The 21443-nt window shown below is 49.1% G+C and carries 22 protein-coding genes; 5 read left to right on the top strand and 17 right to left on the bottom strand.

Features of this window, described 5'->3' with window-relative positions:
* Positions 1 to 232: 232 nt before the first annotated feature.
* The 3 genes from K7P76_RS19310 to K7P76_RS19300 form a co-directional block, all read right to left on the bottom strand.
* Positions 233 to 904, bottom strand: a complete 672-nt coding sequence (locus K7P76_RS19310) for a YheC/YheD family protein (protein WP_232186937.1) — start codon at positions 902 to 904, stop codon at positions 233 to 235.
* 159 nt (positions 905 to 1063) lie between these two features.
* Positions 1064 to 2080, bottom strand: a complete 1017-nt coding sequence (locus K7P76_RS19305; protein WP_232186936.1) for a WG repeat-containing protein — start codon at positions 2078 to 2080, stop codon at positions 1064 to 1066.
* Positions 2068 to 2841, bottom strand: coding sequence for a WG repeat-containing protein (locus tag K7P76_RS19300; protein ID WP_232186935.1), 774 nt, complete (start codon positions 2839 to 2841; stop codon positions 2068 to 2070). The genes K7P76_RS19305 and K7P76_RS19300 overlap by 13 nt, the downstream gene beginning before the upstream one ends.
* Before the next feature lie 150 nt (positions 2842 to 2991).
* Between K7P76_RS19300 and K7P76_RS19295 the strand changes: the two genes are divergently transcribed.
* Positions 2992 to 3561 carry a hypothetical protein gene (locus K7P76_RS19295; RefSeq protein ID WP_232186934.1) on the top strand — a complete coding sequence of 190 codons (570 nt, stop codon included), beginning with the start codon at positions 2992 to 2994 and terminating at the stop codon, positions 3559 to 3561.
* A gap of 397 nt (positions 3562 to 3958) precedes the next feature.
* Here the strand turns inward: K7P76_RS19295 and K7P76_RS19290 are convergent, their stop codons facing one another.
* Together K7P76_RS19290 and K7P76_RS19285 are read right to left on the bottom strand one after the other, a co-directional pair.
* Positions 3959 to 4318: a HesB/IscA family protein gene (locus tag K7P76_RS19290; protein ID WP_232186933.1), complete on the bottom strand. Its 360-nt coding sequence runs from the start codon at positions 4316 to 4318 to the stop codon at positions 3959 to 3961.
* Between the two features lie 50 nt (positions 4319 to 4368).
* Positions 4369 to 4803 (bottom strand): hypothetical protein, encoded by a 435-nt coding sequence (locus tag K7P76_RS19285; RefSeq protein WP_232186932.1) that lies wholly within the window; start codon positions 4801 to 4803, stop codon positions 4369 to 4371.
* Between the two features lie 270 nt (positions 4804 to 5073).
* On the opposite strand from K7P76_RS19285, the gene mqnE reads away from it, so the two are divergent.
* On the top strand, positions 5074 to 6177 hold the full coding sequence (gene mqnE / locus K7P76_RS19280; protein WP_232186931.1) for an aminofutalosine synthase MqnE: 1104 nt from the start codon (positions 5074 to 5076) through the stop codon (positions 6175 to 6177).
* Between the two features lie 76 nt (positions 6178 to 6253).
* Positions 6254 to 7312: an NAD(P)/FAD-dependent oxidoreductase gene (locus K7P76_RS19275; RefSeq protein WP_232186930.1), complete on the top strand. Its 1059-nt coding sequence runs from the start codon at positions 6254 to 6256 to the stop codon at positions 7310 to 7312.
* Here K7P76_RS19275 and K7P76_RS19270 read toward each other — a convergent pair.
* Positions 7309 to 7575, bottom strand: coding sequence for a YuzB family protein (locus tag K7P76_RS19270; protein WP_232186929.1), 267 nt, complete (start codon positions 7573 to 7575; stop codon positions 7309 to 7311). The genes K7P76_RS19275 and K7P76_RS19270 overlap by 4 nt on opposite strands.
* Before the next feature lie 96 nt (positions 7576 to 7671).
* On the opposite strand from K7P76_RS19270, the gene K7P76_RS19265 reads away from it, so the two are divergent.
* On the top strand, positions 7672 to 7917 hold the full coding sequence (locus K7P76_RS19265; protein ID WP_232186928.1) for a NifU family protein: 246 nt from the start codon (positions 7672 to 7674) through the stop codon (positions 7915 to 7917).
* 56 nt (positions 7918 to 7973) lie between these two features.
* Here the strand turns inward: K7P76_RS19265 and K7P76_RS19260 are convergent, their stop codons facing one another.
* The 5 genes from K7P76_RS19260 to K7P76_RS19240 all read right to left on the bottom strand — a co-directional run bounded on the left by K7P76_RS19260 (position 7974) and on the right by K7P76_RS19240 (position 13116).
* Complete coding sequence (locus tag K7P76_RS19260; protein ID WP_373692434.1) at positions 7974 to 8756, bottom strand: SDR family oxidoreductase; 783 nt, start codon at positions 8754 to 8756, stop codon at positions 7974 to 7976.
* Positions 8757 to 8785: 29 nt separating this feature from the next.
* Positions 8786 to 9502 carry a Cthe_2314 family HEPN domain-containing protein gene (locus K7P76_RS19255; RefSeq protein ID WP_232186927.1) on the bottom strand — a complete coding sequence of 239 codons (717 nt, stop codon included), beginning with the start codon at positions 9500 to 9502 and terminating at the stop codon, positions 8786 to 8788.
* Positions 9503 to 9608: 106 nt separating this feature from the next.
* A complete protein-coding gene (locus K7P76_RS19250) occupies positions 9609 to 11390 on the bottom strand; it encodes a UbiD family decarboxylase (RefSeq protein WP_232186926.1) in 1782 nt (593 codons plus the stop codon).
* A 21-nt stretch (positions 11391 to 11411) separates the two neighbouring features.
* Positions 11412 to 12329, bottom strand: a complete 918-nt coding sequence (locus K7P76_RS19245; protein WP_232186925.1) for a COX15/CtaA family protein — start codon at positions 12327 to 12329, stop codon at positions 11412 to 11414.
* A gap of 433 nt (positions 12330 to 12762) precedes the next feature.
* Positions 12763 to 13116 carry a thioredoxin family protein gene (locus tag K7P76_RS19240; RefSeq protein WP_232186924.1) on the bottom strand — a complete coding sequence of 118 codons (354 nt, stop codon included), beginning with the start codon at positions 13114 to 13116 and terminating at the stop codon, positions 12763 to 12765.
* 129 nt (positions 13117 to 13245) lie between these two features.
* Here K7P76_RS19240 and K7P76_RS19235 point away from each other — a divergent pair, with 129 nt between their 5' ends.
* The gene (locus tag K7P76_RS19235) at positions 13246 to 14544 is read left to right on the top strand and encodes a DUF2515 family protein (RefSeq protein ID WP_232186923.1); all 1299 of its coding nucleotides are present in this window, start codon (positions 13246 to 13248) and stop codon (positions 14542 to 14544) included.
* Here K7P76_RS19235 and K7P76_RS19230 read toward each other — a convergent pair.
* The 6 genes from K7P76_RS19230 to K7P76_RS19205 all read right to left on the bottom strand — a co-directional run bounded on the left by K7P76_RS19230 (position 14475) and on the right by K7P76_RS19205 (position 21443).
* Entirely contained in the window at positions 14475 to 16100 is a 1626-nt protein-coding gene (locus tag K7P76_RS19230) for a putative polysaccharide biosynthesis protein (RefSeq protein ID WP_232186922.1), read from the bottom strand. The two genes, K7P76_RS19235 and K7P76_RS19230, sit on opposite strands and share 70 nt — an antisense overlap.
* 13 nt (positions 16101 to 16113) lie before the next feature.
* The gene (locus tag K7P76_RS19225; RefSeq protein WP_232186921.1) at positions 16114 to 16836 is read right to left on the bottom strand and encodes a ThuA domain-containing protein; all 723 of its coding nucleotides are present in this window, start codon (positions 16834 to 16836) and stop codon (positions 16114 to 16116) included.
* A gap of 19 nt (positions 16837 to 16855) precedes the next feature.
* The gene (locus K7P76_RS19220) at positions 16856 to 17341 is read right to left on the bottom strand and encodes a DUF456 domain-containing protein (RefSeq protein WP_232186920.1); all 486 of its coding nucleotides are present in this window, start codon (positions 17339 to 17341) and stop codon (positions 16856 to 16858) included.
* 7 nt (positions 17342 to 17348) lie between these two features.
* On the bottom strand, positions 17349 to 18101 hold the full coding sequence (locus K7P76_RS19215) for a Cof-type HAD-IIB family hydrolase (RefSeq protein WP_309244778.1): 753 nt from the start codon (positions 18099 to 18101) through the stop codon (positions 17349 to 17351).
* A 142-nt stretch (positions 18102 to 18243) separates the two neighbouring features.
* Positions 18244 to 20298 carry a peptidoglycan D,D-transpeptidase FtsI family protein gene (locus tag K7P76_RS19210; protein ID WP_232186919.1) on the bottom strand — a complete coding sequence of 685 codons (2055 nt, stop codon included), beginning with the start codon at positions 20296 to 20298 and terminating at the stop codon, positions 18244 to 18246.
* Positions 20295 to 21443 (bottom strand): transglutaminase domain-containing protein, encoded by a 1149-nt coding sequence (locus K7P76_RS19205; protein WP_232186918.1) that lies wholly within the window; start codon positions 21441 to 21443, stop codon positions 20295 to 20297. Before K7P76_RS19205 ends, K7P76_RS19210 begins: the two co-directional genes overlap by 4 nt.

Raw genomic sequence — 21443 nt, 5'->3', positions numbered from 1 at the left:
AGGCATCATAGCATGCTCCCGACTTCATGGACAAGCATTCCGATATCCACAATAGGGTGTGGGTAACATGTGAGCAACTTGTTGAAAAAGGGTTGTAGACCCCTGTCGGTAATGTGAGAATTGTGGATGAAGTTATGCACAGATTTATTTCAATCTATTTCATAAAAACGTTTCATAACCGCAAAAAATTCGATTAAAGGATTTAATAGAAAATATTGTCAGATGAACCGAGTTATTGCGGTCGAGTGTTGACCTCCAGCATCCAAATATGTCCGTTTCGGTCGATTCCATAATCGTATCCCAATTGGCCAATACCGGGATAACGGCTCTCCAGCAGCCCTGTTGAAGCTTTCGTCAATTGTCGCATCTCCCGTTTCTTCAATCCGACAAGCCGCTTAGACAAAGATCTTCGAATTCCATGAGCAGCTGTCATCTGCGAACCGCCGCGGCAGAGATTCGTGACGAACAATCCGCGCCTCGCCATCCGGCCAACCATCGCTCGATAAGTCCACCGACCGTTTTCTTTCACGTATTTGACCCGGTAGTCGATCGGTCTTCCCCCAATAGTAGCGAGATGAATGCCTCTTTGAATCAAATAGGAGCGTCTCCTGCAAGTTCTGTTTAAGGCAGACATCAATCGAGTGAAGCTGGAAAAGGTTCTTCTATGCTTTTTATGTGAAAGTTTGAATCCAATCCCATGCCTCTCCACCTTCATGACTCCGATTCCCCCTGCTCCGCGAACAGGCTTCAGGATAACCATCCCAAATCTCGAAATCATCATGCGTAAATTCGCCGCACTAAATAACCGCGAAGACGGGATATGCCGTGCAATGTATGGATCGGAAAGCAATGCGTTGGTCTTCAGCCATTTGCTCGCCAACTGCCGACTTCTTGTAGCATCCATCCATCCGGGGCTCCTTTCCTCAGGGTATACTTATACATACTCTGCATTACGGACAGGTTCTTGGATGGATGCCCCCCGGCAATTCGCCTCTATTTTGCATAATATCGCGATTATTCGACCATATCCCCGGAAATATCGGCTACGACTTACGACTTACTATCAATAATCGCCATCTTCTTCGTAATATTCCAACTCATGCACCAAATCGAATTGCGGTTCGACCAAAGTCTCTCCATGATCGTTCATATAGCCGAATAAAACAGTAGAGCTTTTCGTTGTTTTCCCGACTGCAATGATTCCATCCTGAGCTCGGGCCATTTCCGAAAATCCAGGATTGGTGACATAGGTCCCCTTCGTATCGATAAGTCCCATATTGCCTCCGCTAATCGACACAATTGCCGTCCCCTTATCAAAGTCGTTGGCGTAAGTAAACTGCGGGTCGATCATCCATTTCCCATCTGTGCCAATATATCCGTATACCCATTGCTTGTCATTTTTCTTGGTGATTGTCGCCAAAGCTATTCCGTCCACGAAAGTCGACGCGAATTCGAATTGCGGATTGATTTTTATTTGACCGGTTTTATCGATATAACCGTACTTATCTTGGATACTTACGGCGGCTAACCCACCGCTGAAGCTTGAAGCTGAACCGAATTGCAAGGGGATCACCGCTTTTCCTTTCCTATCGATAAAGCCCCAATCCCACGCAAAATTTTTATCGTTTGCGCGTTCCACGCCGACCGCGGCCAAATCTTCCTTAAACGGATACACATAACTATAAGTCGGATTAATAATCCATTTTCCTTTCGTGTCTATGAACCCCCACTTGTAGCGATCTTCGTCGTCTTGCAAAGCTGCGACAGCCAAACCGTCTTCGAAATGATATGCGGAATCAAATTGCGGGTTAATGACGACTTTACCTTGCCGATTGATAAACCCGTATTTGGTATCCGGGTAATGTCCGATTCCAACGGCAGCAAGATCCTCGGTGAAATCATCCGCGTTCTCGAACTGCGGGTTGATGACGTATTTGCCCGTTTTATCGATAAAACCATATAGGCTCTCGTATTCAATGTCCGTTTCCTCCGTCACCCTCGCTAATCCATCCTTGAAATCATAAGCGTAATAAAATTGCGGATTGATCACGATTTTGCCGGAATAGTCTACATACCCCATTGGCTATTTTCGGGAGAACCAATGGCGATGGCAGCCAAACCTTCGCTGAACTCCCTCGCATCCTCGAACTGAGGATTAATGACCCATGTCCCATCCAGTGCGACATATCCCCACTTCCCGCCTACTTGCACCGGTTTCAGATTGACGATATCGCCGTGTTCGTAACGGATAGCCCCCGAAGTCCCTTCCCAGCGCTGGCCTTTCTTCCAGGTTCCGCTGAAATCAGTGCTCCCGTCCGATTTGTGCAATGTTCCTTCCCCGTCATATTGGTCGTCAGCCCAGTTCCCATCATAGATAACCCGGTTGCTCTTATCATAGCTTTTGCCGGCACCATTTTTCTTCCCGTCCTTAATTGATCCCTCGTACTTGGAACCATCGGATGCGGTCACGATCCCTGCGCCGTTCCAAGGGATTCCGTTATGAAATTCCCCCTTGAATTGTATAGCGCCCTGATTATCGTACAGAGTACCTGTACCGTCGTATAAACCGTTGATCCAATGTCCATCGTAGATGACTTTCCCGTCTTTACTATAAGAAATGCCCTGACCGGACTGAACGCGGTCCTTCAGTTCCCCCATATATAACAACTCGCCGCTCGGATAATACAGCTTCTCGGGTTTAGTCGATAAATAGAACCAAATTCCTCCCGCAACTATCGCTAATGCAATGATCGAGCTAACTATAATCGTTATCCCTTTCTTAGACCTCATCCAGGATTGCCATGTGGCAACCGGTTCCGAACTCTCTGCAAGCTGAGTCATACTTATACAAGCCTCCGTGGAATATTTTAGTAAATTAATGTTTCCGAAAATGGATATTCGACAGTTTTCAACAAAATCCTGCACTATCATCATTGTTTGAAGTGATGCATAACTTTATTTAATGGAAAAAAATCCGAGGAGGATGCTTGTATGCGCGGAAAAACTTGGAGTAAGGCGATCGTGCTCATAGCCGCCGGGTCGCTGCTTGCGGCTTTACTGGATGGTTGCAGCTCTGGAACGTTAAAAACGGCCGACGGGAGAGATGCGATTGCAAGAGACAAAGGAGACATTACGGTAAAATCGGAAAACGGAGAAATGAAAATCAAAACGAATGAGAAAGACGGTACCGTTGAATTCAAAGGATCGGATGGAGAAGGCGGAACGGTTAAAATACAGACGGGCACATCCGAGCTTCCCGAAGATTTCCCGAAAGAGGCAGCCATTCCAGATGGTGCCCAAATTGTTAACACGATGAAAACGAGTACGACGGATGGAGAAGGTTATATCGTTATTTTTAACGTAAAGCAGAGCGCGAAGGAAGTTGGAGATTTCTATCGTAAAACCTTTAAGGAGCAAGGGTTCGAACTTTCGGAGTTTTCAGAGGATTCGAACATTACGCTGATGGGCGGCAATGACACCCATAGCTTTCTGGTCGGAATTGCGAAGAACGAGGAAGATAAGGATGGATCGACGGTTACCTTGACTTACGGGACCAAATAAAATTGAATATTTTTTAGGAATTTATCGCAATCTAATTCAGACGGTGTGGAGAGAGGTGTGGTTCCATTGGACCCTATGGTGCAAGGACTGCAAGAGGAACTTATCTAATCACTTAGCCACAGGAAGCGAGGGGTTGTGCCGCAGAGTATCTCTGATAAGCTCGCGCCTGCTAACGATTCAGTGTAACTGGAGAGTGAACTAGCGCGCCCAAGTTATTCCAACAACGCGAAGTGTGATATTTGGAGAGACTCAACAATCAACCACCGTCAAAGAGGAGCCTGCAAAGGCTCCTTCTTTCTATCCGTAAAAATAAAAATCTCCCGGTTGTGTATTGAAATCATACACAGCTCCGGGAGATTGGAAATCGTAATCGGCATTGAATTCGCCTAATGGGCAATTAACAAGGCTCAGCAGCCGGGTTACCCGCCTCTGTTGCCGTTCTAAAGCTGCTGCCGCACCCGCAAGTTGCGGTAGCGTTAGGATTGTTGATCGTAAAGCCTCCGCCCATGGCGGAATCTTTCCAATCGATTTCAAGGCCGTTCAAATATTTCATGCTGTCACCGTCAACGACGACCTTCACGCCGCGAATGTCCATTTCCTTATCGCCATCGTGCTTCTCGTCGTCAAATCCCATGCCATATGAAAAACCGCTGCATCCGCCTTCTTGGACTCCAATACGCAGAAACAAATTCGGTATTTCTTCCGCAGCCAGCATTTCTAGAATTTTGTCGCCGGCCGACTCGCTAATGTTCACCATACCGGTTCCCTCCCTATGCCTGATCTCTCTTTAGTATACCTTAGAGAGCCTCATGCCTCAAGAGATGTATCGCCCGCCATTTGCCCGGCAATCGCTTTAAGCTCGATGCGGCAGCGAAATTGTCCTTTCTCATTTTGCAGAAATTCGGCTAACCGGCGAAATACAAGGGCTAGCTCCGGTCCCGACGAATCCGTATCCAGCATGTACCGGAACTGATCCGCCGATAGGCCGCGCACTCTTACCCTCTCTACTTCGCGCCCCTCCGTATCCTGCAGTCGTTTCCATTCCTTATGAGGTTCGAACTTGTCAGCCCGACGCACAATCTGCTCGTAAATCCGCTGTTTCTTGAGCCACATATAGTATTGGATCGGATTGGATAAGCTCCATGCTTGGCTTAAATCTTTGATCGTATACGCAGCCCGATATTGCTGCAACGTCTGGATCTTCTCAGCCTCGTCCAGCTTCTCCAATTCACTGAGTGGCAAAATCTCCGGTTTCAGTTGAAAACACCGCCTCATTCGTTATTATTATTAACATAACCAAAAAATGTTTATTATTCAAGTTCATTCCCGATTTTGCCAACCTTTATACGTTTTCTATTTCCAGTTGCCGCAAGTTATGATGAGGTTTATAATATTTACAGTTGTTCAACCTTGATTTACGTGCAGAATTGGTAAGTTATTTTTTTCACAAACCTTTCTTGCATCTTCACTCTTCATCATTTTACAGATCATAGGTTACAGGAGGCGCATGTCATGACACTCGTTACGACGCACCCCGATCGGCAAATGGCGGAAATCGCTGATAAAGTCAGAAACGGCGAAAGGCTATCTTTAGAAGATGGAATCTTTCTCTATCGTTCTGATGACTTATTGACGATCGGCCAATTGGCCAACGAGGTAAATTTAAAGAAAAACGGCAAAAAGGTTTATTTCATCGAAAACATGAGCCTCTATTTCACCAATGTTTGCGAAGCGCATTGCGCGTTCTGCAATTTCCGCAAGGATGAAGGGGAAGAAGGTTCCTATACGTTAACGCCGGAGGAAATGATTGCTTACGTCGAACAACATATTCATCCCGGCGTTCGTGAATTCCATATCGTCGGCGGACACAATGCCAACGTTCCGTTTGAATATTACGTAGAATCCATAAGGGCACTGAAGCAAAAATATCCAAACGTCACGATGAAAGCTTACACGGCGGCCGAGATCGATTTCTTCTCCCGTATTTCCGGTTTATCCTACAAAGAAGTTCTTGAGCGCCTTATAGAAGCCGGTTTGGAAACTTTAACAGGCGGCGGTGCCGAAATTTTGTCCGATCAGTATCGCAAAAAAATGCGGGTGGAAAAAGCGAACATCGAGCAATATTTGGACGTTCATCGAATCGCTCATCAACTCGGCTTACGCACGCACACCACTATGCTCTATGGTTCCGTAGAATCTTTAGAAGAGCGCGTGCAGCATATGCTTCATATCCGGGAGCTTCAAGACGAGACGAATGGATTTCAAGTGTTTATTCCCCTGTCTATGCAGCCGATCAGCCCTAAAGCAAGCATTCGACGCCGAAATTCCGCTTATGACGATCTGAAAGCCATTGCGATCAGCCGTCTCATGCTCGATAATATTCAACACATTAAAGCTTATTTCATTAATATTGGGACGCAGTTGACTCAGGTAGCGCTTACAATGGGAGCTTCCGACGCTCACGGAACGATCGTACGCGAGAAGATCAGCCATGCGGCGGGTGCATTAACTCCAGAAGGCATTACCCGAGAAGACCTGGTTTGGTTAATTAAAGGCGCTGGACGTATTCCGGTGGAACGCGATACTTTCTACAATGAAATGAAAATATACGAGTAATTCAGGGTTCCCCGTCGGGTAGACGGGGGCTCTTCTGTGTCATACTAAGACTATCCTATATAAAGGAGATCGTAACATGAGCAAGGTCGTCATACTGGGCGGCGGTTATGGCGGATTAATGGTCGTCCAAGAGCTGCTGGAGCACTTGCCGAAAGATGCCCAATTATTTCTCGTTGATCGCATGCCTTATCAAGGACTTAAGACGGAATACTATGCTTTGGCGGCAGGAACGGTGTCGGATCTGGATATCAGGGTTCATTACCCGATTCATCCGCAACTAAAAATGGTGTTTGGGGAAGTAACCGATCTCGATCTGGACCTTAAGGTCGTTCATATTACGAATCAGGAACCGATTTCCTACGACTCCCTAGTTATTGCTCTAGGCTGTACGGACAATTATCATGGTATTGCCGGAGCTTCTGACTACTCCTGCAGCATTCAATCGCTGTCCGCGACTAGGCGCACTTACCAGCAAATTAATGATATCCGCCCATACGGACAATTAACGATTGTGGGCGGCGGCTTAAGCGGCGTGGAAATCGCCTCGGAATTGCGGGAAAGCCGGGCCGACATTAACATTCGCATACTCGACCGAGGCAACAGCGTCATGTCTGCTTTTCCCAATAAACTGCAAGAGTACGTCGCTTCATGGTTTCGCCTTCACGATGTGGAGATGCGTTCGCATATATGCATCACCTCATTGGAGCAGGGCATTATTCATAATGGGGATGAGCCCATTTTCACGGATACAACCGTATGGACAGCGGGAATACAGCCTGTCGAGCTAGTCCAGCGCATGACGCTGCCTAAGGACCAACAAGGGCGGCTGATCGTCAATGAGTGGCACGAGTTGCCCGATGCTCCCCAGGTCTATGTGATCGGCGATTGCTCCAGCCAGCCCTTCTCTCCAAGCGCGCAGCTTGCGGGTGCCCAAGGCAAACAGGTCGCCGAAGTCATTCGGGCCCGTTGGGACAACAAAGAACCAAAGCTATCCCGCATTAAACTTAAGGGAGTGCTTGGTTCTTTAGGCAAAAAATCCGGATTCGGAATTATGGGAGGCACCCCTCTGCTCGGCCGGATACCCCGAATGCTCAAGAGCGGCGTTCTCTGGAGGAGCAAGCGGCATTTCGGTTAAAGATCGTCCAACAGCTTGTCTAGAGCGGATTTGTTAGTTTCTTGACTTGCTATCTCGGCTAGAACCAAATCATACAGCTCGTCAGCTGTTTCGGCAACGACGCTTTCTCCGTTAACTAACGCGTATGGAGACAGGAAGCATTCTCCGCAGTTGCCTAAGCAGCCGTATTCAATGACTTCAATGTGTGGAAGCTCTTCTAGCTTTTTCATTACCCGATCCGTTCCATGATGCATATTACTTACACAGAACTCCACGATATGCATTAGTCCCTTTCCTTTCTTTAAGCGAATTGCTAACAAGCGTCTGTTTGAAAACCTGATTATTTGTACTATAATAGAAGTTGAAAGGAGTGGATGATCATGAGTGCAAATGCTCCAAGCACACAGTATGACGAAGTTCTCGACGTACTCGATAAGTTACGTCCGTTCCTGCAACGCGACGGGGGAGACGTTGAACTCGTCGATGTTGAAGACGGCATCGTCAAGCTTCGCCTAATGGGCGCATGCGGTAGCTGCCCAAGCTCCACGATCACGCTTAAAGCGGGTATCGAGCGCGCGTTGTTGGAAGAGGTCGAAGGCATTCAAGAAGTTATGCAAGTGTTCTGATTTTACTTCTTAAGCAAGAAGCGATGGAGGTCCTGCCCTAGCGGCGGGGCCTTTTGTCATCTCTTCAAATGCGTGCGGATGGGATCTAATCCCCCGGACACGTCGATCGTATTGCCGGTAATGAAATCGGATTCCGGCAAGCATAGGAACGCGATCATTCTCGCTACGTCCTCGCCCGTACCAGGGCGTCCTCGAGGCGATTCATCATCTATTATGCCCGCTACATCCATGATGCTTTTCTCTTTGTTACCGCCACGTATATCTCCCGGACAGATCATATTCACTGTAATGCCGTTAGCGGCCTCTTCAACCGCAAGCGTCTTCGTAAAGGAGACCAGGCCTACCTTGGCCGCGGCGTATACCGCCCGATGCGGCCACGACCTCGCTTCCGAAGCATGTCCGAAACCGAAATGGATGAGCCTGCCCCATTGCCTGCTTCTCATTCCCGGCAAAACCCGGTGATCCATAAGCATCGTTCCGACGAGGTTGCCGTTCATCAAATAATGAATATCTTCCGGTTTATAATCCGCGAACAGGCGTCGTTCCCGAATGAACGGGCCCGCATTATTTACGAGAATGTCTATGCCGCCCAACCGCTCCTCTACTTCGGAGACGAGCCGCTCGGCATCATCCGCTTTAGCGATATCCGCTTGTATGGCGCAAGCCTTTCGTCCCATTAATTCGATATCTTGAACAAGTTTCTCAGCCTCTTCCCGGCTGGATACATAATTTATTGCCAGATCACAGCCGGAAGAAGCCAGCTCTAATGCGGTCCGGCGCCCTAATCCTTTGGCACTTCCCGTAATAAGCGCAATTCTGCCTAGCAGCCTTAAGCTCACGCGTTTTCCCCTCCATCCCCGTCATTCATTCAGTCAGTCAGCCGTCGCAACCACTTGCATGCTAAGCGGAAGGAGTGGCCAAGCGAGACCTGAACCATATCCCAGCTTTGGTCCAAGTCGGCCATATTGGATAATAGATTCTCAAGCGTTCTGCGTTCGCTATGATTAGCCAAGCTCTGATTCAGGTCATCCTGCAATTCGGCATTCATCTGGTGAATTTCCAGGTTTCTTCGGTCCCGAAGCCGATTAAGGGCTTCCTGATGACGCTCCTTAAGCTCGTTTAGCGGCTTCATTAGCTCTAGGTGCAACTGATGCTCCCTCATGTTCCGAATTACCGTGAAATAGGAAAATTGAGCTTTCATTCGTTCCGTCCGCAAGTTGAATACTTGGTTAAGGAGCGTGCCCAGTTTGTCGAGAGTCGCGAATACGCGAATATAAGCATTCTTATCGTAATATACGTGACGGTTATAGCTGAGGCGTTCCTCGGCGGACAATTCGTCCACTAGTGTGTGGTTAATTTGACCGGCATAACGTTTGGCCGCATAACAGCTTTGTTCCAACTCATCCATTGAGCGAAGCAGCCCTTCCGCCCATATAGCCAACGTATAATATCGGGATGATTGCTTTGGCAAACGCTCGGCGATTTCGGAACAAAGCAAAATGAAATGTTCTATCGATTGCACCGTGTCAAGGGACTCTCCCGACCACTCTCTCTGCTGTTCTCCGAATAACATTCTTAGCAACACTATTTCCTCCACTCACGTGCCTGTACGCGACATCATTCCTCCATTGTAACGCAAAAGAGACGGCGCGCTCAACCGATAACGGTTATACGCCTGCCGCCTCCAATTTCTAACCGATCCAATTCGCTGTCTGAAAATACTCCTTCCAGCGCCGATCAACAAGCTCTACAATATCTTCGCGCGGGAATAATTCATCCGGATAACCTGGTTTCATTCGTGCGTCGATAACGATCGGCAGCCTGTATCCGATATGATGCCTGCCCGCATCGCTTGCCGCATATAAGTCCGCAGCCGGATTAAAGCGCGTGAACGTCGTCCATAGAAACGGCGTTTGAGCATCCGAAATATAGACATCGTCAGCGAGTACAATGAGCGGCCATGGACAGCCCTCCGCTGAGAGGCGTTCAGCCAATCTAGCTCCTAGCTGCGGATCCTCGGCGTAACTCGCCCCTTCAGCTACTAGGCAGCCGCGGCAGTAAGGCTTAACGCGGTTAATGCCGGGTATGTCTCCGCCCTCATACTCGGCTGGAAGTTGGCGTACGGGCTCTCCTACACCCATGAGCACCGCTTTGCTGCCGTGGTTGAGGCGCGGCCCCGTGTAATCCAGCGTATCGTGGGACGTATTATCGAAAACGAATAAATCACGCTGCGGATCAAACCGCTCCAACACTGTTTCCAGAAGCAATGGGAAGTTCGCTAAATCCATCGGACGATCCGTGAGAATCAAGAACTTCGTCAGCGTCAACTGGCCTTCGCCAAGAATCCGGAACGCCGTTCCAAGCGCTTCGCGGGAATAGCTTTCCCGAACGACAGCAGCAGCCAAAGGGTGAAATCCCGTCTCTGCATAGGTCCATAGGCTGCGAACGCCAGACATTACGATCGGGAATGCCGGCGAAAGCAGACGTTGAAGAAACTCGCCTAAGTAATAATCCTCTTGCTTTGGTTTGCCCACGATCGTTGCCGGATAAATGGCATCCTTGCGATGCCACATATGATTAACCTTTAGTACAGGAAAGTCATGCGTTAGCGAATAGTACCCGAAATGATCGCCGAAAGGTCCTTCCGGTCTCCGTTCATGCGGCGGAACTTTGCCGACGATCGCGAACTCCGCTTCCGCCGGTATCCGATGCCCGCCCAACGGATTGTCTGCCATCGGTAATTTGCCGCCCATGATGAACGAAGCTAACAACAGCTCCGGAACGTTCTCCGGTACCGGGGCGATCGCGGAAGCGATCAACGCCGGCGGTCCGCCTAGAAATACGGACACAGGCAAAGCTTCGTTGCGCAACTCAGCCTCGTGATAGTGGAATCCGCCGCCTTTGTGGATTTGCCAGTGCATGCCGGTTGTCGAATCATCGTACACCTGCATGCGGTACATACCTAGATTGTGCTGCTTCGCGTGCAGGGGATGCTCCGTGTACACAAGCGGAAGCGTAACGAACGGTCCGCCGTCCTCTTGCCAGCATGTTAACGCCGGTAAACCTGCCAAAGGACGTTCCGTCCTCGAGGCTTGCAATATCGGTGCGTGCTCTTTAGAAACGTTGCGCATGCCGACCTTAACGAGATCGAACAGCATATCCTTCTCCCGCCACAATGCTGGCAACGTTGGAGGAACAAGAGTATCCATCGCGCCGATAAGCCGATTAACCAACTTCTCCGGTCTTGGCCCGAATGCTAAATCTACCCGCCTGCTAGTCCCGAATAGATTGGTGACGACGGGAAAAGGACTTCCCTTCACGTTAGTGAACAGTAAAGCAGGCCCTTCCCGGTCTATGACTCGACGGTGTATTTCCGCGATCTCGAGCACGGGATCTACGGGCGCTTCTATGATTGCTAACTCATTATTCTGGCGCAATGCTTCGATAAAGGGCCTTAAAGATTGAAAAATCATATCCAAACCTCCGAATAGCTGCTAGCGAGTCAACCGCCGCGCTCGAATCGCGAGCAAAACCAACATGCTGAAAAGCGCCGAAATAATGACCGTATGCAATAATCCCGTAAAAATATAAACATCTTCATTGCTTAGAGTAACGGAGAGCAGCCCGCCGCTGAGCACTTGAAGGCAAACCAGAACTAGGGCCTTATTGCCGATCGAGGCTAATTCGGAAGACTTGCCTGCCGCCCTCTTGACATACAGTACAAGAATAGCGACCAATACCAACAGCAACAACGCCGCAAACCGGTGCGCGAACGCGATTGCTGTCGAACCGGTTAGTTCGGGCACGATTTCGCCGTTGCACAACGGCCACCCTTCGCATGCGCCGCCTGAGCTTGTATGACGGATGTATGCCCCTAAATAAACAACTCCATAACAGTAAACGAGTACGGCGACAATACTGCGGAATACGACCTTCGGAATAGCTGAACCCGTCGTTTGCTGTTTCACATCCGCCGATTGCCCTTTAACAAGTGTATATAACAGCCAAGTACACGTGAATGCGAATAAGGAAATGCCGAAGTGAAGAGCGAGCACGATCGAAGATTGCTCCCATACGACGGCCATCGCCCCAAGAACCGCTTGCATGACTGTGAAAAGCAACGCTCCGCCTGCGTAGAGGACATTTTCCTTGCGACGGGCAGGCTTCCAGAAGCGCGTAACGAGAAAAGTCGCTCCGACCAATAGGCCGACAAGTCCGCTTAATGCCCGATGAGTATATTCAACCATGGATTCAACCGTGTAAGCAGGTACGAATTTGCCGTTGCATAATGGCCAGTCCGTGCCGCAGCCCCGACCGGAATCCGTGTTCGTTACGAGAACGCCCGCAATCAGCACGAGAAACATGCCGATGCACGTAAGTAGAGTCAAAATACGATATCTTTGTGAGGTCATGCCCATCCCCGATTTCTTGTGAAAGTAGGCGCAAGGAGCCATTTCCCATTATACCGGACGCTAACCTGCAATTCCATGATCAAACTGTGAACAGCTTCTTCATGCCAAAAGAATGTGACAAACTCGTGCTAAACACTTAAACGCCTTTTTTGCGAGGGTTCCTACGCTTGTCTCTTACCGTGAGCGACAATTTTTCATAAACTGAATCATCTTTAACAAGGAGGTATTAACAAATTGAGGACAAGTCTGCAAAATAAAGCCACCCCAGAACGTTCCGAGGTACAGAAAGCGGCTACACAAAACTTGGGATGGGGCTACTTTTGGGGCGACCGCGTCTGTAATCGCATCGAAGATCGCACCGGAGGTCGCACGAGAGGTCGCACCGGAGGGCGCTCCAGAGGTCGTTAAGTCATACAGTATCAATGTCCTAAAACTAAATTCTCTCTACATTAAGGGCACGAGAAACCTCAACCGCCCGATCGAGAAATTGTTCGATTTCTTCGCGCGTTTTGCGCAGCTTGCTTACGAATCTGACTAGCTCTTTCCCCTTGCGGAAAGCGATAAAGCTTGGAATACCGAGGATATTCAGCTCGCTGCATAATTCAGCCATATCGTCGCGATCTATCACTACCATCGTTAACCGGTCTGCATACGCGGTTTCTACGTCGGCGATAAAAGGCTCGATATAATGGCAGTCCTTGCACCAGGTTGTTTTGAATATGGCGACCGTTAGACGGTCCTCTCCTATTTGCTCGCGGAAAGCAGATTCTTCTGTGATCTTTCGCATAATGCGCACCCCAATCGTTAGCTATTACAGCTATTATACCCTCTTGCAAATTCATTGTAACCAACGATATCCGGACCCGAACAAGCGCATAATAATACTCCGAGTTTCTTGCGAAGGAGCAATCATGACGTGGAAAATAAGGCTGAAAAAAGCTCGGGCGCGGGCTTGCCCAACATATTCAATATGCCATGGCAGCTTATATCCGGTGCAGCGGGCAAAATCAATGGCCTTTGGCACTCCTACCGTCTAACCCGTCGGCACACACCTCTTCCCCTTGATGAAAAGCTCCCACGGCAATTAACAAGCTTATTCGAAACGTCCATAAGCTCCGACCATAGCTTTAACGGGCATTCCCTTCATGCAGAAGTACAATTGTGCACCGATATACGGAATGAGACAGTAAAGTTGAACAAGAATAACATCACGCGGACGATGGCTTATTGGGATATTTTCAAAGCTCACCCCGAGCTTCATTGGGCTTTACTCGCGCACCTTGTGTCGCGGAACGGCGGATGGAGCATGACCGACCTTAAGGGACAGTGGCTTTCCCATCTGCTCAGCGATCATTTAGTCGCCTCTATCTTCGATATGTTGGAGGCTTGCAACTCGCTTATTTTCGGAGATGCTTATCCGCAGTTAAGACTTTATGCCGAGAGTAAACGCTCAGGCCGTAATCTAACATACTTGCTCCCAGAATTTGGCGTTTCCTCGTTCATGCCCCCTTTCTGGAACAATTTCTGGCAAGATGGCAATCCCGTCCCGCTTACGGAGGCGCTAATTATCAACGAGCAGAGCTTCATTCAATCCCGCGTCGTTGAAGATGATCGTTATCGGCGGGACGTTTTTTCTTCCTTGGCCTTTCGAAGCCAACCTTTGATGCAACTGAACCAAATAATATTTCCTTTGTGGCGGGCTGCTAAGGCGAGCCGAAGCATGCCCATGCGTTTAGCTGGGAGAGTATTGGAAAATTTCGAGAATGTGCAAGAGAGGATCGAATTCGGCAAAGGGTTGTACGGAATGCTGTTTGGCTACCCTACCGTGCTTCATAAGGCCGCCGCATTCGCGGCGCAAGTTGCCCATACCGGATCGAGGGCGGACTATTGGCCTCATCGGTTTACGTCTGAGAGCAAAACAGAAGCCGGCGGCAAGCCCGAGAAGTCGGACCTGGCCGCCGGCCGGTTATTGTGCTCTGGTTGGCTGAGCCCCTCGCTTTCCGATGCCTGGCCGGATAAACCAATCATTCCGGCTAAGGAAAAGGATTGGTTCGGGAGCTTGGAAGCGTTGAACTATTTGAAAACGATTAAGCTGCCCCGTGTCATCGACATGACGCACGAACATTTGCTTGGACAGAACAAGCTTCAAACTGCGGTGCTCCTCGAACGAAGTTTCATGAACGGTGCCAGAAGGCGACGGACTGGGCGAGGATAAGTGGCGATCTCCTCCGCTGATACGACTCGCAAGAAAACGAGCAGAAAAGGATAAAGCACCAACAAAACACCTCCCATTACCGAGCAAGAGAGGAAAAACGCTAATTTGTGCGGGAGTCCATTACATATTGCAAGTACTGCCCATTCGACAAAAGCAAGCGCTGCCGCTACGACAACTGTTGTCGTTAGAAATGCCGACCAACGGTTTCCGATTAGTTTGAATTGCGACCGTTTTTTTAAGCTAAGGATATTAAAGGACAATGCCCATATAAAACAAACCGTTGTTGCACCTACGATTCCATACACTCCGAAGAAAGGGGCCAACAAGAAACTGAGAACAATCTTGATAAGGACGCCGGTAACAGCATGCATCGTCGCTTTCTTCGGCTCGCCGATTCCAAGCAGAATCGAGTTCGTGACCATCATCCCGACTTGGAACAATGTTCCTAACGTCAACATCGCAACAATCGCACTGCCTTTCGCATTTTCGAAAATTAAGCCGTTAACGCTGTAGGCCCCAATACCCAGCAATAACACGATAGGCATGGCACTGTACAAAGCGATCCTTACTGCTAAAGAGGCTTGACGGCCGACCCTCTCACGATCTCCCGTAGCATGAGCGGATGAGATTACAGGGATAATCGACTGGCTAAGAGCGACTGCAAGGATAACCGGAATACCCGCGATGGATTGAGCATTCATACCAAGAACCGCCCACCAATGATTAATGGTCTCCGGTTCAAAATATCCTCTCGTGAGGGACTTAACCATTGTAGTATCCAGTGTATAAAGCAATTGAACGGTAATGGCGGTCATAACAATCGGAATGGAAAATTGGAACAGCTCACGATATATCGTACGTAAACCGAGAGTTCTTGATGTATCCCGTTTCAGCTTTGGTTCGAATTTATCTCTAGCCTTCAGTTTACGAGCGTAATATAGCATGACCACGAATGCCCCAATGCTGCCAAATACGCTTCCTAGCGCCGCTCCGGACGCCATTCCTTTATTATTGAGCGGATTCGATAAGTAAACTGCATACGCAATCGCAACAGCAGCGAATACGCGCAAGATCTGCTCGATAATCTGCGATACTCCACCAGCAGTCATAAATTGCCGCCCCTGGAAGTAGCCCCTCATCATTGCGATGATCGGGAATAATAACAGAGACGGCGCTATCGCCTGAATAGCTGCAGCGGCATCGGGTTCGTTCAATATTGGACCTGCAATTACTGGTGCTAGAAACCACATTCCCAGTGTAATAACCAAACCTGCTATTGCACCGAACAACAGTGCAGCCCGATACACTTGCCTGGCCTCATCGACTCGTCCAAGCGCGTAGCGCTCGGACACCATTTTGCTGATCGCGCTTGGAATGCCGGCCGTTGCGACAACGAGCAGTAGCAGATATAAGTTATTCGCCACGGCAAAGTAACCATTTCCGACCTCGCCCATTAGATAATCTAACGGCACCCGCTGGAAAATGCCAAGCGCTCGGGCGACGAGAGCGGCGGCTGCGAGAATTAGCGTGCCTTTGAGTAACGTGTCTTTTTTCAAGGGAACCTCTTTATTAGTTAATGGTTTCGAGCGGCTGGTGGTTACCACGAACAGGTCGTGCCACGCCTGATGGAGCTGCCCACTTCACGCCGTTAGAGATGACGCGGCGAACAATCGGATGATAGTAAGTCGGATACGTTTCATGTCCTGGACGGAAGTAGAAAATTTTGCTTTGCCCCCGACGGAAGGTGCAGCCGCTGCGAAATACTTCCCCGCCTTCGAACCAGCTGACGAAGATGAGCTCGTCCGGAGCGGGAATGTCGAAGTGCTCGCCATACATTTCCTCCGGCTTAAGCTCGAAAAATTCGGGAATGCCTTCCGCGATCGGGTGAGAAGGATCTACGGTCCAGATACGCTCCTTTTCATTCGCTTCGCGCCATTTCAGATCGCATCCGGTTCCCATCAGCTTCTTGAAGATTTTCGAAAAATGTCCGGAATGCAATACAACTAATCCCATGCCGTTCAACACGCGTTCGTGTACGCGATTGACGATATGATCGTCCACTTCATCATGGGCCATATGTCCCCACCAGATTAGCACGTCCGTGTTGTCGAGCACTTCTTGCGTCAACCCATGTTCCGGCTCCGGCTGGGTTGCCGTACGAACCGCAAAGCCTTGTCCCTCAGCCTCCAAGCCCGCCGCGATTACTGCGTGAATGCCGTTCGGATATACGCTGCGGACTTCCTCGTGAATCTGCTCATGCTTGTATTCGTTCCATACGGTAACTCTTACCATTGTCCATCTCTCCTAAGCGTTAATCGGCAATGAGCCAGATAACGAAGATTACGATCATTGCCGCCTGTAAAATGATTTTGACGATCATGCTGCTAAACAACCCGACCAAAGCGCCCCAAGCTACTTTTAACGCGCGATTCATCGACGAACCGTGCAGCAACTCCCCGATCACGGCTCCCGCAAGGGGCCCGATAATGAGACCGAAAGCCGGAATGACGAACGGACCTATGATAATACCGATCGTACTTCCAATGACGGATGCCCGAGAGCCTCCGTATTTCTTGACTCCCCAAGCGTTAACCAAATAGTCCGCTACGAAGAGCACAACGACGATAATCGTCTGAAAGCTCCAAAACCAAAAGCCGAAAGGCTCGAACGTGAAAATCCACCCATACACGAAAAATGCCGCATATATGGCTAATGCTCCAGGCAAAATCGGGAAAATTGCTCCAGCCATCCCCAGCGCGAATAGAGCCGCGATGATCAGCCATCCCAATATGTCCATTAGAAAATCACGCCCTCAGCACATAGTTTTGGATGACCTCAGCTACGCCGTTCTTCTGATTGCTTCCCGTTATTACATTCGCGGCTAACTTCACTTCATCCTGCGCGTTGCCCATTGCCACGCCTAGCCCTGAAGCTCTGATAGCCGCGATATCGTTCATGCTATCGCCCACCGCAACAACTTCGGACATGTCGTAGCCGCGCATACGGCACACTTCCATCAGCGCTGACGCTTTGGAAACGCCTTGCGCATTGATTTCGATATTGTGGGGGGAAGAATTGCTTAGCTCAAGCCCCTCCCAAGTTTGGATCTCATTGAGTATAGCGCTAAGAATCGGTGCATCCTCGGTATAATACCCGAATTTTAGCCAATTACGAGCGATCGTATCTCCGACCCAACGTTCCTTGTTATAAATGTCCTCTGTCGTATACGCCCAGAACCAGACATCGTAACGCTCAGCAAGCGCATGCAGCTTCATGATTTTGTCTGAATCAAGCAAAGTGCGTTGATGCAAAGCATGGGGCTTCGTCCAGATTTCTCCTCCGTTGACCGTAATCATCGGAGTATCCAAACCGAGCTGCTCTGCAAAAGGAAGGGCGCTCGGAAACCCGCGTCCTGTAGATACGCACACCGTAACTCCAGCCTCAATGGCATGTTTTACCCATTTCGCATTCATTTCGCTAATTTCACTTTGTTCGTTTAATAACGTACCATCCAAATCCAAAGCTAATAGTCGATATTTCCCCATCTGATAAGCCAATTGTTCAACTCACTCCCTGCTGCCGTCATCCCTACCCTATTTCAACGTCATTCTATCACATTTTGACACGGGAATTAAAATTAACTTCGGATCATAAATCAAAACCGCCTTCAAAACAAAGGCGGTTTGTTCATATGCTCCATTATTGGTTTTGCAAAGTCGTCATATTTGTATTATTTGTTACAGGTGCTGCAGGTTTCCGGGGAGTTCCCGTCAGTCCGACTTTCTCATCGTAGGCATCGAAAATTTTCCGGGCGATCGGTGCCGCTCCCCAACCGCCGTATCCGCCATCAGGAACGACTACGGCTACAGCGAGTTTAGGATTTTTTGCCGGAGCATAGGCGATAAATACGGCATTCTCAACCCGGGGACGGTTGCCGACATCCTGCTGAGACGTTCCGGTTTTACGAAGAAAGGTGTACTGAACGCCTTCGAAGCCTGTTACTTTAACTTGCGCCATCCCTGCTTCGATCGCATTCCAATAAGAATCCGGGAAATCGACGGTATTCAGCACTTCAGCCTGGTATGGCTGTGTCACGTTGTCGTTAACATCCTTGATTACGTCAACGAATTGCGGTCTCATCCTCTTACCGTGACTGGCGAGCGTCGCTGCATATTGCGCAAGCTGCAACGCCGTATATCTTCCTTGTTGTCCCCATGCGGCCCGAATAAGAGCTGATTGAGTGCTCGCCTTCTCGGCCTCGTGGTAATAATCCACCACACCGGCCGATTCGCTCGGCAATCCGCTTCCCGTCGTTACTCCAAGACCGAATTGCTTCATGTAGTTATCCCAGACGTCTACCCCTTCTACGTTCCCTTTATACTTGCGATAAAGTTCATTGCCGACCATTGCGGACATGAACGCATTCGAAGATTTCGCAATTGCCGACGTAGCATTAAGTGGTCCGTTTACCGCGTTGCTGGCATTGCTAACCCTTACTTTATGGCCTTCTTTACCGAATTCGAAGTACCCAATGTCATTAAACATTGTGTGGGTGTTGAACAGCTTTTCGTTCAAGCCAACCAAAACAGACAACGGTTTCTGCGTCGAACCTAGATAGACTAGCGAGGATGGGTGATTTTTCCGTTCTTTGTCATCAGGGTAAGGAGGATACACTTCCTTAATCGCACCGTTATACTGGAAAAATTGGATTTGTTCCAAGTCCTTCGTGCTTATACCGCCCTGCCAGACGCTTGGATCGTAATCGGGCATGCTTGCCATCGCTACCACTTTCCCGGTATCGACCTCCATCGCTACGGCGTAGCCCGTCGTTGCTTTCGTATTTTCAAATTGTTTACTCGGTGACGTGCGGATCAACTGAAGCTGATCCATAATCGCCTGTTGTGCGACTATTTGAATATCTTTATTGATGGTCAAATATAAATTTTCGCCCTTAATCGGCTTCGTCAACTTCATCGGACCGATAATCTCGCTCTGGTTATTTACTGGATATTCCTTTACGCCATTGCGTCCTCTCAGCTCGTCTTGGTACATGAGCTCGAGACCGTCGACTCCGACCTCTTCCGTGGAAATATATTTAAGCGTGCTATCCGTTTGCTCATTATTGATATCCTTGTACTTCTCCAACTTGCTTGCCCCGCTCAGCTTTTTCATGTAGCCAACAAGTTGTACGGCGACTTTGTCTTGACTATATTGCCGAATGCTCTCCTCGACGACATCAATGCCTTTGAACTGATCACGATGTTCGGAGAAATAAGCGACTTCTTCTTTGGTAAGCCCGGATTTGATCCTACGCGGCTGGTATGAGTAATGGACGCTGCCGTTAAGGTCCATATCATCGAATACGTCTTGCGCCGTAAGCTTCTTGGCGTTCTTGGCACCATACTTATCGAATATTTCGACCATGCTTGCCGCTAACGCTTTCCCATCTGCCTCCTTCATTTTCATGTCCAATGTATAATACAACGATTGCGTAGAGACGGAATATGCGATCGGAGTTCCGTTCGAATCGTAAATATTACCTCGGATCGGGGGCACTGAGACTTGCTTGGAGCCAATTTCATGTTCCTTAGCCCTCAGAGAATCACCTTCGACGAATTGCAGATAGGCAAGCCTTACGATCAATAAGGAAAATATGAAAAAAGTGAAAAAGAAAAAGACGTTGAGTCGGAAGCTGAAATGCCTCCGGTTTCTTAATTCTCGTTTCTGGGCTTCTTCCGTTAAGTTATTGCTCACCCCGTTAATCCTCCTTGCCGTATATGCGTATCGCTAAATCCGGGGGAGTCAAACCAATTCCCCGTCTTTGCCCATGTCGAATCGAGTGGAATCCACTTCTGCTGCTTCGTCAAATAAACTTCGTTCCAAGCGTGAGGACCATACCCGCCGCGACCATCATAACCTAGTCCGGTAACGACCCTTACATCCAAATTGACGGACCGGGCCATCGCCGCATACAGGCGGGCATAATCGATGCATACTCCTTTGCGGGTTGCGAAAGTTTGCTCCGGGTTCTGCTCCCGCCAATCTCCCTTTTCCTCATAAGCAACGACCTTGTCGTTATCATACGAGATTCTGCTGCCTATCCAATCATACAGCGCGCGTGCTTTCGCTTCATCATCGGGCTTGCCTTCAGTTACCGATGCTGCAGCCTGCACGATATTAGCAGGAAGGTCCGCGTCGATAACGTCATAGCGTTTCTGCCATAACTGATCCAACTCGCTCGTCATCGCTTGCGCGAAAACAGGCAATTTCTCCTCGAAAAGTTTTCCGGTTGCCGGTCGTATAACTTGCGCGGCAACCTCCCTGTACAAACCGGATTGTCCGATATAATCAGTGAAAGGCCCTTGCGGAAATAATGCGCAATACGCGAAGAGTACCGCCGTAAACAGCAATGCCCTGCCTGTTCCTAGCGCTGCGCCGATTACGCCGCCGATCGACCGGCTGACCGTTCCCCCTGTCGGTACGATGGAAAACGGAAACGAGATGACAGAAGCGACTAGCCTCGTCGCAAGCCCCGTTAAAAGCCGAACGATCGTATGGAACACGAGAAACAAGGCAGAAAATCGGAGTAACGGCAAATCGCGCAGTCCTGACAACGCGGTATAGCCGAATTGGGCGAAGAAAGAAGCGTCCGCCTTAGGGCGCACTAAATCTCGTTCAATAAGCCAATCCTTAAGATAGGGGGATACCGAAGAAGCAGCTACTGCAGACAGGATTATCACGATTACGGACACGATCGCGCTAACTAGAAAAAACAACAGCTGTTTAACCGAGCCCGAAGCCCCTCGCCGGATTCCCTGATACAAAGAAAACGCCACTACCGCCAACAAAATCCATGTTACCCAATTGGCATCGAAAATCGTCCATCCGTCGCCGCTCAT

Source organism: Cohnella silvisoli (assembly GCF_021190915.1).
GTDB lineage: Bacteria > Bacillota > Bacilli > Paenibacillales > Paenibacillaceae > Cohnella > Cohnella silvisoli.
This window is presented reverse-complemented; position numbering and strand designations above follow the sequence as displayed.

Excerpts from the sequence above, each read along its gene's own strand:
- K7P76_RS19310 (WP_232186937.1), bottom strand. The coding sequence starts at position 904 with ATGGATGCTACAAGAAGTCGGCAGTTGGCGAGCAAATGGCTGAAGACC.
- K7P76_RS19305 (WP_232186936.1), bottom strand. The coding sequence starts at position 2,080 with ATGGGGTATGTAGACTATTCCGGCAAAATCGTGATCAATCCGCAATTT.
- K7P76_RS19300 (WP_232186935.1), bottom strand. The coding sequence starts at position 2,841 with ATGACTCAGCTTGCAGAGAGTTCGGAACCGGTTGCCACATGGCAATCC.
- K7P76_RS19295 (WP_232186934.1), top strand. The coding sequence starts at position 2,992 with ATGCGCGGAAAAACTTGGAGTAAGGCGATCGTGCTCATAGCCGCCGGG.
- K7P76_RS19290 (WP_232186933.1), bottom strand. The coding sequence starts at position 4,318 with ATGGTGAACATTAGCGAGTCGGCCGGCGACAAAATTCTAGAAATGCTG.
- mqnE (WP_232186931.1), top strand. The coding sequence starts at position 5,074 with ATGACACTCGTTACGACGCACCCCGATCGGCAAATGGCGGAAATCGCT.
- K7P76_RS19275 (WP_232186930.1), top strand. The coding sequence starts at position 6,254 with ATGAGCAAGGTCGTCATACTGGGCGGCGGTTATGGCGGATTAATGGTC.
- K7P76_RS19270 (WP_232186929.1), bottom strand. The coding sequence starts at position 7,575 with ATGCATATCGTGGAGTTCTGTGTAAGTAATATGCATCATGGAACGGAT.
- K7P76_RS19265 (WP_232186928.1), top strand. The coding sequence starts at position 7,672 with ATGAGTGCAAATGCTCCAAGCACACAGTATGACGAAGTTCTCGACGTA.
- K7P76_RS19250 (WP_232186926.1), bottom strand. The coding sequence starts at position 11,390 with ATGATTTTTCAATCTTTAAGGCCCTTTATCGAAGCATTGCGCCAGAAT.
- K7P76_RS19245 (WP_232186925.1), bottom strand. The coding sequence starts at position 12,329 with ATGACCTCACAAAGATATCGTATTTTGACTCTACTTACGTGCATCGGC.
- K7P76_RS19240 (WP_232186924.1), bottom strand. The coding sequence starts at position 13,116 with ATGCGAAAGATCACAGAAGAATCTGCTTTCCGCGAGCAAATAGGAGAG.
- K7P76_RS19225 (WP_232186921.1), bottom strand. The coding sequence starts at position 16,836 with ATGGTAAGAGTTACCGTATGGAACGAATACAAGCATGAGCAGATTCAC.
- K7P76_RS19220 (WP_232186920.1), bottom strand. The coding sequence starts at position 17,341 with ATGGACATATTGGGATGGCTGATCATCGCGGCTCTATTCGCGCTGGGG.
- K7P76_RS19205 (WP_232186918.1), bottom strand. The coding sequence starts at position 21,443 with ATGAGCGGCGACGGATGGACGATTTTCGATGCCAATTGGGTAACATGG.